Annotated in this window: 11 protein-coding genes; 2 read left to right on the plus strand and 9 right to left on the minus strand. The window is 64.2% G+C overall.

What is annotated here, in order from left to right; all coding sequences use genetic code 11:
* Positions 1-10 precede the first annotated feature (10 nt).
* The 7 genes from J1M81_RS07010 to J1M81_RS07040 form a co-directional block, all read right to left on the minus strand.
* Entirely contained in the window at positions 11-1,327 is a 1,317-nt protein-coding gene (locus tag J1M81_RS07010) for a DUF2786 domain-containing protein (RefSeq protein WP_206497812.1), read from the minus strand.
* Between the two features lie 143 nt (positions 1,328-1,470).
* Positions 1,471-2,226: a hypothetical protein gene (locus tag J1M81_RS07015; protein ID WP_206497813.1), complete on the minus strand. Its 756-nt coding sequence runs from the start codon at positions 2,224-2,226 to the stop codon at positions 1,471-1,473.
* Positions 2,227-2,400: 174 nt separating this feature from the next.
* Positions 2,401-3,999, minus strand: a complete 1,599-nt coding sequence (locus tag J1M81_RS07020; RefSeq protein ID WP_206497814.1) for an FAD-dependent oxidoreductase — start codon at positions 3,997-3,999, stop codon at positions 2,401-2,403.
* A 61-nt stretch (positions 4,000-4,060) separates the two neighbouring features.
* Positions 4,061-5,080, minus strand: a complete 1,020-nt coding sequence (locus tag J1M81_RS07025; RefSeq protein ID WP_032364396.1) for a diiron oxygenase — start codon at positions 5,078-5,080, stop codon at positions 4,061-4,063.
* A 91-nt stretch (positions 5,081-5,171) separates the two neighbouring features.
* Complete coding sequence (locus J1M81_RS07030) at positions 5,172-6,470, minus strand: hypothetical protein (protein WP_051365202.1); 1,299 nt, start codon at positions 6,468-6,470, stop codon at positions 5,172-5,174.
* A gap of 91 nt (positions 6,471-6,561) precedes the next feature.
* Positions 6,562-7,722 (minus strand): hypothetical protein, encoded by a 1,161-nt coding sequence (locus J1M81_RS07035; protein ID WP_241257717.1) that lies wholly within the window; start codon positions 7,720-7,722, stop codon positions 6,562-6,564.
* A 48-nt stretch (positions 7,723-7,770) separates the two neighbouring features.
* Complete coding sequence (locus tag J1M81_RS07040) at positions 7,771-8,445, minus strand: NUDIX hydrolase (protein ID WP_206497815.1); 675 nt, start codon at positions 8,443-8,445, stop codon at positions 7,771-7,773.
* A 62-nt stretch (positions 8,446-8,507) separates the two neighbouring features.
* Between J1M81_RS07040 and J1M81_RS07045 the strand changes: the two genes are divergently transcribed.
* Both J1M81_RS07045 and J1M81_RS07050 read left to right on the plus strand, forming a co-directional pair.
* Entirely contained in the window at positions 8,508-9,434 is a 927-nt protein-coding gene (locus J1M81_RS07045; RefSeq protein ID WP_206497816.1) for an ADP-ribosylglycohydrolase family protein, read from the plus strand.
* On the plus strand, positions 9,431-9,940 hold the full coding sequence (locus J1M81_RS07050; RefSeq protein ID WP_167329407.1) for an O-acetyl-ADP-ribose deacetylase: 510 nt from the start codon (positions 9,431-9,433) through the stop codon (positions 9,938-9,940). Before J1M81_RS07045 ends, J1M81_RS07050 begins: the two co-directional genes overlap by 4 nt.
* Here J1M81_RS07050 and J1M81_RS07055 read toward each other — a convergent pair.
* Both J1M81_RS07055 and J1M81_RS07060 read right to left on the minus strand, forming a co-directional pair.
* Complete coding sequence (locus J1M81_RS07055; RefSeq protein WP_206497817.1) at positions 9,937-10,635, minus strand: excalibur calcium-binding domain-containing protein; 699 nt, start codon at positions 10,633-10,635, stop codon at positions 9,937-9,939. The two genes, J1M81_RS07050 and J1M81_RS07055, sit on opposite strands and share 4 nt — an antisense overlap.
* A 164-nt stretch (positions 10,636-10,799) precedes the next feature.
* Positions 10,800-11,150, minus strand: coding sequence for a VOC family protein (locus J1M81_RS07060; RefSeq protein WP_204858662.1), 351 nt, complete (start codon positions 11,148-11,150; stop codon positions 10,800-10,802).
* Positions 11,151-11,191: the final 41 nt, after the last annotated feature.

Genomic DNA, 11,191 nt, shown 5'->3' on the forward strand with positions numbered 1-11,191 from the left:
GTAGCGCGCACTACGAGGCCAGATCTGATTTGTCGATACGTTCGCGCCCACCGGTAAGGTCGGCGCGTTCGGCGGCGGCACGGCCTGCACGTCGACCCGCATGATCGCGTGCCTCGATACGCACCTCCGTTGTCGACGGATACATGGCCGTGAATGCCTTGTTCACGGCATCGCTGCGCTCGGCCAAGATCGGCAGCAAGGCGCTACCGTGATGCTCCGACGCCGCCTTTGTAGCTCGCTCCCGAGCTTCCAGCAAGCGCTGGCCGATACGGTGGGCGTACGCGATCAGAAAAGATTTTCTGAAGCTGCGACCTCGGGCTTCCGGTGATTCGGCGAGTTCGTCGAGTGCGCGAGAAGACTGCACGAGTAGCGATGTGAACAGCAGCTCGCACAAATCCAGATCGACTTCGAGCCCGACGATGTTGACCAGAGCGAATCGCTTGTACCACAGGGTTCGGGCACCATTTGCTTCGCAAACACTGTGCAGGAGAAGAGACTTGGCCTCCGAGTACGGACTGTCGACCAAGATGCGGCGGGTGGTTACGTCGCCGATCGAACCGCGCGGGTTGTCGGACTCGAGCAGCGCATGGTCGATGGCATAGCGGGTCATGAGATCTTGAGCCTTCGCCGAAAACGCCTCGGCCTCGGCTGGAAACTGGGTGGACTCCGCCTTTGCCAGTAACCCCCGGATCTTGCCCAGCATCTTGGAATCCGAGACGCCACTCTTGCGGGCCGATGACGGTGCGGGCGAGGATCGAACCGACGACCACTGCGACGGAATGGGAACCAGCTTGTCGAGTGAACCCAGTGAGGTCGTATGACCGAGGACGGTCAACACCGTGTTCCAGGAGTCGGACGTGGAGACCCGAGGCCTCGCACACCACCTCCGGAGACGGTCGACGGACACGCCTGCGGTGGAATCGATTTTCAGATCGATCAGTTGCTCTCGCCAGGAATCGGGTGCGTTGGTGAGGGCAGAGGAACGCCCCGCATGGGTGGCGATCGCCTCCACCACGAGCATCCCGGCCGCGCCCCCGACCATCTTTCGAGTAGCGTGCGCGAGTTCGGCCGGCTGCCAACCGATCTCGAACAACCTGTCGACAGAGTGGTCGAGTATCCGTGCTGATACGGCGTACGCAGGATCGACCTCGGGCGTGTACTCGAATTTCGCGAGACGGTCTGCAACCAGCCGAACGTACGCCTTCCACCCTGACCCTCGAGTGGCGTAGTCGAGGCCCATTTCGACGAGGCGAACCGGATCCGCGTCCGGCCGGATTTGACCGGTGCGGTGAAAATTTTGAAAGCTGTCCAGATCGATACGACTCATCGTCGTCCCCTCCACGTCCCCCGGTGTGGTCCCCGAACTTTTCGGTGAATCGCAGAGTAGGGGAGGGGTCCGACAAGTTATTCGAACATGTCAGCGAGGAGCGAGCATCAGCAGCAGTTCTTCCACCGACGGCAGGCCGGGAATCACGGGAAGGTTCGGTACAGGAGAAGCAGCGGCGGTGCCGTCAACTCGACGCCGCCCAGCGCTGCCAGGACGTCGTCGGTCTGTGAGCGGCGCGGTCCATACGTGTTGGAAGCCACGACGAACTCGTCACCGATCGACGTGGACGCAACCACGCTCGATCCGTCGTCGGCCCATCCCCATTTGCTACCGGTCACGCCGGGTAGTTGCTGGGTGCCCCAGTCCTGCACGGTTCCGTCGGCTGCAACCGGTGCGGCGGAGTTCATCCAGCCGAGGACCGGGCTGGCGGGGTCTGTTCGCTTCTTCGCCGCCAGGAATCGCACGGTGTCGGCTGTGCTGGTGTAGGAACTGCCCCAGAAACCGCCCCGCGAGGTAGAGGTGAGTCCGAACTCCGTTGCCGTCGAATCGATGGCCTGGGGATATTTGTTGTCGAGTACCGAGGCGGCACCGTCGTCACTGACCTGGACCATGCGTGCGGCCAGGTCGCGATCTCGCGGCGAACCGTCTCCGAAGCGCACGACGTAGTCGGCCATGTAGAGCTTGACCGTCGACAACCCCGGGCGCGCCGAATTGTCCTCTGCGCTGCCGACGTACGTACCCGTCGGGACGTGTTCGTACGAGATCGACGTCCGCGCCGGCACATCTGCCAGATCGCCCGGTGTGGGCAGAGCCTGCGCCGGTGCGGCGCACGCGAGCGCCATGGCAATTCCGACAAATGGGACAGCGGCTGTGGTTGTGATGCGACGCAGGCCCGGCATCTCGGTCTCCTCGAGGTGTTGGCCCGCCGCGAATCGGTGGCCGATACACCCCAATCTACCCCGATGGTCGTCGCTTCAACCTCACGCCCGGACCGGATGAATGTGGCTTTGTTGCACTCAGAACGACTGACAGTCGCATTGATCCCGGCCGGGTGGGGTGTCGGACCCGAGCGGTCAGGATCGGCGCAGTGCCAGCAATTTGTCTTTCGAGCGACGCAGCGACCCTCGACCCGAGCTCGCCGTCCATGCGCTCGGCAGATCGATCGGATCGGTCAGGCGGCCTGCGTTGAAGTCGTCGACCAGATGTCCGACGGTCTCCTGAGCACACGACTTGTTGGTGCCGATGAAGCCCGAAGGTCCTCTCTTGATCCACCCGGTGACGTACGTACCGGTCGACGGGGATCCGCCCACTTCCTCGAGGACGCGGCCGCCGAGGTTGGGGATGATGCCGACTGCGTGATCGAACGGAATTCCCGGCAGCGCGACGCCGCGGTATCCGATGGAGGTGAGGACGAGGCCGGCGTCGATCGTTTCGATCTCGCCGGTGGCGGTACTGCGCACCACATCGTCGGTGTCGGCGGTCAGACCCATGCGCTCGAACTCGACCCCGGTGACCCGATCCGTGCCCAGGATTCGAGTGGGGGAGAGCAGGTAGCGCAGCGTGACGCGCTTTCGGCCGTCGATGTGCTCGGGTGACTCGTCGACGTGCCGCAGCAGTTGCAGCTTCTGGGCGACGGCGTGAGGCAGGTCGTTGGTGCCGGCCAGTCGTACCGTCACCGGATCCAGTGCGAGCTCGCTGCGGTCGACGGTGAGATCGATATCGGGGACGGTCAGCAGTCCCGCGAATTCGGGCACCGTGAATGCGGATTGCGCCACGCCGCGCCGACCGACGACCATCACCTCTCGAATGGCACTGTGGCGCAGCGCTTCCAAGGCGTGGGGGGCGATGTCGGTCGCGGCGAGTGCGTCGGGGTCCATGGTCAGGATCCGGGCCACGTCGAGTGCGACGTTGCCGTTGCCGATGACGACCGCTCGTTCGTGTGACAGATCGAACGTGCGGTGAGCGTGATCGGGATGGCCGTTGTACCAGGCGACGAAGTCGGTCGCCGACGTGCGCCCGGGCAGTTCGGCTCCGGGGATACCGAGTTCGCGATCCGACGACGCTCCGACCGCATAGATCACGGCGTGATGGGTGTCCATCAACTCGTCGTGCGTCACGTCTTTTCCTACCTCGACGCCGAGGTGATAGGTGAATCCCTCTTGCGCCGAGATGGTTTCGAACAGCCGTGACACTTGACGCGTCTTCTGGTGGTCGGGTGCAACGCCCAGGCGTGCCAGACCGTGCGGTTGCGGAAGCCGATCGTAGACATCGACGCTGACCCCCGGCTGCGTGAGCAGCTCGTCGGCCGCGTACATCGCTGACGGTCCGGACCCGACGATCGCCACCCGGAGCGGTTGGCGATCTCTCGACACCGAGGCGGCCGGCGTGACCGGAGCCAGAATCGGCCGTGGCGGCCGCTCCTGCTTGTAGAAGTCGGCGTTGATCGTCAGGAATGGAAGTTGAGCCTCGGTCAGTTTGGCCTTGGGAACGATGGCGTCCACCGGGCAGGCCGACACACAGGCACCACAGTCGACACACGACTGCGGGTCGATGTGCAGCATTTCCGCCGTCAGGAAGTCCGGCTCGTCGGGGGTGGGGTGTATGCAGTTGACGGGGCACGCGTAGACGCATGACGCGTCGCTGCAACATGATTGGGTGACGACGTGGGGCATGTGGGGTTCCTGACGGCGGGCGCTGCTGTACGGATAACTGGCGCGTGGGGTGTCGAGAGGGCTATGCGGCGAACTGGCTGGAGCTGCGGTCCGGCTCACTACGGAAACGTGATGCCTTGCCGTCGATTCCGCACAGCTTCCACATCAGGCGAGCCGCCCGGTTCATCATTCCGGTATCGGTGGCCAGCATGCGCACATCACCGAAGTAGTCCTGCAGAGCGTGCTGCGACTGCTCGGTTCCCCAGAAGAGGTCCTTCTTGACGCTCTTCGGAATGTCGAACTTCGTCCAGAATTTCTTCGGCGGGATGACGATGACGTCGCACAGAATGCGCATCGTGACGGGGAAGGCCAGCGACAGCAGGAAGCGTCCGATCTTGGACATCTTGGGCACACGACGACGCAGGAGCTGGTGCGCGAAGGAGATGTGGCGAGCCTCCTCGGCCACGTGAATGGCCATCACGCTCTGCATGATCGGATGGATCTCTTCGCCGGAGCGAAGCACCGACTTCTGGATGTGGTCGATGGGTTCCTCGCCTGCGAGGACGCCGACGAAGAACAATTCGGGTAGCAGCGTCGCGAACAGGGGGATGAACGGCGAGAGCATCTTCATCGGTCGACTCATGCCGGGAGCGTCGGAACCCACCCGATTGACCATCTCCTGGAACATCAGGGTGTGGTTGCACTCTTCGATGGATTCGTGGGTGCAGTAGCGCGCCTCGGCCGAACCGTTGGGCAGCGAGAATACGTACTGCATCATGCCGCGGATCAGAATGTTCTCGAACTGCAGGCCGACCTTGGCGACATTGGCCTGACGCCACATGCCGATCTCGATCTGCCGGTCCAGCGGCAGGGACTTGTACCAGTCATGGCCCCCGATAGGGTCGGTCTTGGCGGGCAGTACCCAGCGGGGATCATTGGCGGGAACCGCGAACTTCTCGGACTCCCAGTCGATGTCGACGTAAGGATCGAAGTGTTTGTGCACCGAACCCTCGGACAGCAACGTGAGTGTTTCGTTGTACTGCTGCTCATCCGTGGCGTCGATGTCCACCGAAACGGACGTGGTGCCGGTCGTCAGTGTCATGGCTTCTCCAAACGTGATGCGAACATGGAGTTAATGTAACCCCAGTTAACATGAAAGGGAAGCCCGTCGAAACTTTGCTGTTCGGATGGCGCTACTGATCGTCCGAACGCTCGTCGGACACCTCCGCGACTTCGTCGGTCTCGAATAGCTGCAATTGGATCGCCGACGGATCGACCACAGGAGTGACCTGTTCGGGGGTGCTCCGCAGCACCTCCCGCAGGGCAGCCACTGCGCTGCCCCAGTTCGCGGCCTCGCGATCCGCCTCGTCCACATCGCAGTGTTCGTCGCCCAGGTCCGCGGCTACCGCCATGCCGCGCCACGATGCCTCCTGCTCGGCGCTGATGCGGAGATACGACACGACCACGTCACGGTCCGAAGAGCAGCACTCGAGGACGGTGCGTGGCTCGACAGCATCGGGCGAATCCGCGATCAGCTCAATCAACGCGAGCAGACCGTCCGGGAAGTCGTCACCTTCGAGGACCGGAGGGGTCGGTTCGCCGAGCCTGCCCCCGAAGTCCTCGGCGAACTTGTCGTCGACCTGCTCCCACACGTGCGAGAGCATCCGGACCGCCCACAGCAGGTGATCGGCCACGAACGGTGATCCGCTGACACGTACCTGGGCCACAATGCAGTCCTGGACGAGATGCAACATCACATCCGGAAGCTGCACGTTGAGATCGACCAGCAACTCGGCCGCGCGGGTGCGACCGGTGACCGCGTGCACCAACGTCGAGTTGATCTCGACGACCGGCTCGGTGGATTTGACCGTGACGTATGCGGTGCCGTTGACGAATCGCAGAGGAATGTCGCCGTCGGGGTCGTGATCGGGCGGAAAGCCGAACCAGGGTTCGAGTGCACGATCGACCAGTTGCTGCAGGTGGTCCTTGCCTTTCGGCTGCACGCACAGTGGAACGACTGCCGAGACGGGTTCGGTGCTGGCCTCGAAGCTCGGCACGTCGTAGCGTCCGGTGGCCCGCGAACTCAGAAAAGACGGGTGCGGCAGGCCCCAGATGTCACGGAACACCGCGACCGTCTTCTTCGCCAGATCATCGGACCACGAGCGATTGCGGTCGACGTGGGGTGGCGTCGGCTCGGAATCCCGAGACGTTCGAAAGCCCAACGCGTTCAGTGCTTCTCGCTGAGCGTCGGTGATGGCGCGACTACTGTGTAGGTGCTCGTTGGCGGGCAGCTCGCAGCGAACCATGTCGAGATCCCAGGCGTAGAACTGGACGCAGGCCGCGGTGTCGGGAACGCCGTCCGTGCTGTCGTATCGAGACTCGATCACCAAGGCGTCACCGTCGCGCATGGCGCTGACGTACTCGCCGAGCCGGCGCTGGAAGTGCATCCATGCCGAGTCGACGTCGAAGTCGAACTCGAGTGAATCGCTCATGTCGGCTCCTTACCCGAATCGCGCTGAGATAACGCGGCGTCGGTCACACTAGCGGCGAGCACCGACAGAGTCTCGGCGCGCGCGAGTGCGTTCACGACGACGCCGAGTCCTCGAGCGGCTCGTGCGTCTCCTCGTCCAGCGCCCCGAAAGGGTGCGCCTCGGCCACCCCGTCCAGAACAGCGGGACGCAGCGCATGTGGAACCGCCAGGACCTCTTCGATTCGCACGAGAATGCCTTGCTCGATCAGAGATCGAACCCGATGGTCGATCAGCTGCGCCGTCCGCAGGTCCTCACCCTCCAGATCGGCGTAGTCCTCGCCCTCGTTGTTCAGAGGCAGCTCGTCGGTCATCGCGGCCAGCAGGGTCTGCACCGCGAACGTGTTGGCCAGCGAACGGGACACGTCGGGGTCGTCGGCGTCTCCGGACAGCTGCACGCGGACGTGTTCGGCAACCAGCTCATGAACGGTCTCCGCCTCACGCTTGGCCAGAGAGGGGGCGTTGTCGCCGAGCTTGGCCGTGTGGCCGTCGATCCGGACCAGTTCGGTCGCGATGGCCGTCGACCAGTAATCGACGGCTGCAACGTCCGAGGACTCGGTGAGTCCGGCGGGGTCGAGTGGAGCCGGGCCGACGGCGGTGCGTAGATGGACGTCGTCCGACACTGCCAGTCCGTCGGCGACGCGAGCAACGATGTCATCGAGCGCAGGCAACAGCGGCAGAGCCGAAATGGCCGCAAGCTCCTGGTCGAGCGAGACGTTCGGCAGATCGATGTCGTCTGCGTCGAGCATGTCGGGCTCGTCGCCCTCGAGGAAGTCGGAGAGGTCTTCCATGCAGTGTGCGTAGTCCTCGGGGCTGCCGTCCCACAGATCGGTCTCGTCGAGGAATGTCAAATACTGCAGTGACGTCAGAACGAGGTTCACTGCCGTGTCCTCGGCTGTCTCCGATTCCTCCTGCAGAATGCGTTCTGCAGCATCCACCAGCAGGTGCGCATCGGCGGGAATCCACGCGCTGGGGGAGAACCCGTGGCGCGCACCGGACAACTGGGTCAGTGTCGACGACACCAACCGTGAGATTGCCTCGGCCTGCTCCGACATCTCGCTCTCGTCGAGCCACTCGACGAAACCGTCGATCAGATCGCTGATCCGCTCGGATACGACACCGGTCGGTGCCGGCCGGGATTGCTGGTGACGCCGTTGCCGGGCCTTGGTCTTTTCTGCACGTTTCTGTCCGCGGTTGGCAGGCCGCTTCGATCCCATGGCTCGCAGCTTATCCGCTGGCATGTCCGGTTTCGTCGCGCGACGCCTCTAGCCGCGAAGGAACGAGTCCGCGGAAGCGGCCAGTGCAGCCTCGGGTGCCCGGCGGTACAGCTCGGCCGGGCGACCGCCACCTGCCGTCGTCGTCGTGCTCGTTCCCTCGAGCGCGGTGATGACGTGGCGGCGAAACGTGTCTTTGGAGAACGCGCGATCGAAGACGATTTCGTACAGCGATCGCAGTTCGAGGAGCGTGAAGGTGGAATCCAGAAATCCGGCAGGGTCGATCTCTCGCGCGTAGCGAGCTCGGAGGTCCAGCACTGCCTCGGTGACCATCTCGCTGTGATCGAACGCCAGCGTCGAGCCCGGCACCACACCGTCGATGGCGACCGATTCGGCTGTCGCAGGCAGTGATCGACTCGGTGTTGCTGCGCCGTGCGCCATCGACAGCACCCAACCGCGGTCGTCGCGGCCGGGCTCGTCGAAGAGCTTGAGTTGGTGGAACTGCAGATCGACGATGTTCGCCTTGGACTCGAGTGCGCGTTCGGCGGCTTCGGTCAGGGTTTCCGACGGGCGCAGAAACGTTCCGGGAAGTGCGAGGCCCCGCTCCGAGGGCACGACAACGACCTGTAGCTGCTGTTCACGGACCGTCAGGACCGCGACATCGACCGCAACCGAAGGGCGCGGGTAATCGGTCAGAGCCTTGCCGTCTCGGTCCGTCCACGTCATGGGTTGCAGCTTAGCGCAAGTCTGATCTATTGTTAGATCAACAACGATCTAAGGGGTAGTGAATGAATTTGACCGACAATCAGCGGGATCGGGCGCGTGGGGTACTGCTCGGCACTGCAGTGGGCGATGCGTTGGGCGCGGGGTACGAATTCGGATATCCGACGCCGGAGACCGCTATTGCGATGATCGGGGGCGGCGCGTTCGACTGGGCCCCGGGGGAATGGACCGATGACACGTCGATGGCACTCTGCGTTGCGAGCGCTCTCGAGATCGGCGGAGACGTCGACGAGGTGGCAGCGAACTTCCGCGCCTGGTTCGCGGTGAATCCTCCCGACGTCGGCAATCAGACCCGGAAAGTGCTGTCGCAGAGAGCGAGCACCGGATCGGAGATGGCCGCGGTCGCGGCGTCGCTGACCGGCCGGACCGGTGGAAACGGCTCGTTGATGCGGACCGCGCCCGTCGCGCTGGCCTATCTCGACGACGTGACCGGATGCCGGGCTGCTGCGGAGCGGATCAGCGCGCTGACCCACTCCGATCCTCGTGCCGGTCAGGCATGTCAACTGTGGTCGCACGCGATCCGGCACGCGGTGCTACACGGAACGTACGACGGTATCGCCGACTTCCTGCGCCACGAAGAACCCGATGTCCGGGACTTCTGGCAGCCGCTGCTCGGCAGCGCTCGGGAGGGCGAGCCGACCGACTTCCCGAAGAACGGTTGGGTCGTGCACGCGCTCCAAACGGCCTGGTGGGCGATACATCGCGCGGCAGACGCATCGCTGCCCCTTCCCGCCGCACTCGAATTGTGTGTTCGAGCGGGCGGGGACACCGATACCACCGCCGCGATCGCAGGCGGACTTCTCGGCGCACGGTGGGGTGCGTCTGCGGTCCCGACGCAGTGGCGCGAGCTGGTCCACGGCTACCCGGGGCTGCGCGCCGACGACCTCGATCGCATCGCCATCGCGATCGCCGAGAAAATGGACGACGCATGACGATCATCGACGTAGTGCATGGTGATATCACCGAGGTGGCCGCAGACGCGATCGTCAATGCGGCCAACACCCGACTCCTCGGCGGTGGCGGGGTGGACGGCGCGCTGCATCGGGCCGGAGGCCCCACGATCCTCGCGGAATGCAAGGCATTGCGGGCCACCACCTTGCCCCACGGCCTCGACACCGGTGCCGCTGTGGCCACCACCGCAGGCAGGTTGCGCGCCGAATGCGTGATCCACACCGTCGGCCCGCGCTATTCGAAGAACGAAGACAGATCCGAACTACTACGCCTGTGCTACCTGCGCAGCCTGGCGCTGGCGGCGTCGATGAATCTGAAATCCATTGCGTTTCCGCTCATTTCAGCTGGGTCTTACGGTTGGCCGATGCACGACGCCATCACCCAACAGGTCGTTGCCGTCAAGGCAGCGCGGCCATCCGTCGACCTCGTCATGCTGGTCGCATACTCCCGCGAGGCTGCCGAGCTGACACGGCGGATGGTGAATTAGTTCTCGCAGCCGACCCCGTCCCCGTCGCGGTCGAGTTTGCTGCTGTAGCCCGGGTCGCCGGCGTAGATAGGGGCTGCGCCTGCTGCACGCACCGCGGAGCAGTTTGCGTAGTAGGCGCTCTCCGGCACCGCTGCCAACGGCGCGGGAACGGTGTAGACGGGCTCGGGTGTGTACACCGGCTCCGGGATGTAGACAGGTTCGGGAATGTAGACGGGCTCGGGATCGGGGATGTACTCCGACGTCGTCGGTATTTCCACGATCGCGGCGACGGGCTCTGTTGTGGGTGCGGCCGTGGTTGTCGTGGTCGGTGCCGGTGTGGTGGTCGTCGGATGTGCGGAGGTCGTCGTCACGGTGGGTAGCGCGGGCACGGCCGCGACCGGGGTGACGGCCACCTTCTCGGGTTCGGTCGATCCCGTCAGTCCCATGACGATCAATGCCGGAAGAACAGCGATCGCCGGAACGGCCCAACCCTTGCGTCCACGCTCGGGGGACAACCGAAGGTACGCGACGCCCGAAGCGAGCATCGATGCGCCGACGAGTACCGCACCGAACTCGAACGAGATTATGGCTCCGATCAAGAAGATCGCGCCGAAAATGATTGCCGCCCAGGCGAAAATCTTGCCGACGAGGGGTCGGCGAGAAGGAGCTGGCTCGGGTGCGGGGCGCTGGAACGGTGGTGGGTAGGCACTGGTCATGTCGGATCGTCCTCGGGTCACGGGGTGTCGGCCTCGCGGCGAAGGGTGTCCGCGAGACGGGAGCAACCCCACGTTCTTCCGAACCGGGCGGTCGCATTTCCTTCCACCATGTCGCACCGCGTGCGAGCGTCGTTACACCTCGAGCCGAGACGGCACGCCCCGGCTCAGTAGTGCTCGCGAAAACCGCCGATAGCGGTGATGGAATTGCCGTCGAGATCCGTGGCCGTGGACAGCCGAACGCCCTTGTTGGCTTCGACGATGTCGGCGAAGTCGATTCCGCGCGAGTGGGCCGCCGACACGAACGATTCGAGGTCGTCGACCGCCACATTGAACAGCGACGAGCCTGCACGCTCGGAATCCACGGTCACCTGCACCCATGCTCCGGGAGCGGCCTGCCACTCCACCAGTGTCGACATCGGATTGTTGTCCGCCCGGCGGTCGAACAACTTCTCGTACCAGGCGTTCGCGATATCGATATCCCGGACCGCCACGACCGCGAAAATGTATCTGAACATGCCGTTCTCCTCCGTTGCTGTCGGGTTCTGCATATACGGAC

Origin of the sequence: Rhodococcus sp. KRD175 (assembly GCF_017168275.1) — a bacterium.
Lineage (GTDB): Bacteria > Actinomycetota > Actinomycetes > Mycobacteriales > Mycobacteriaceae > Rhodococcoides > Rhodococcoides fascians.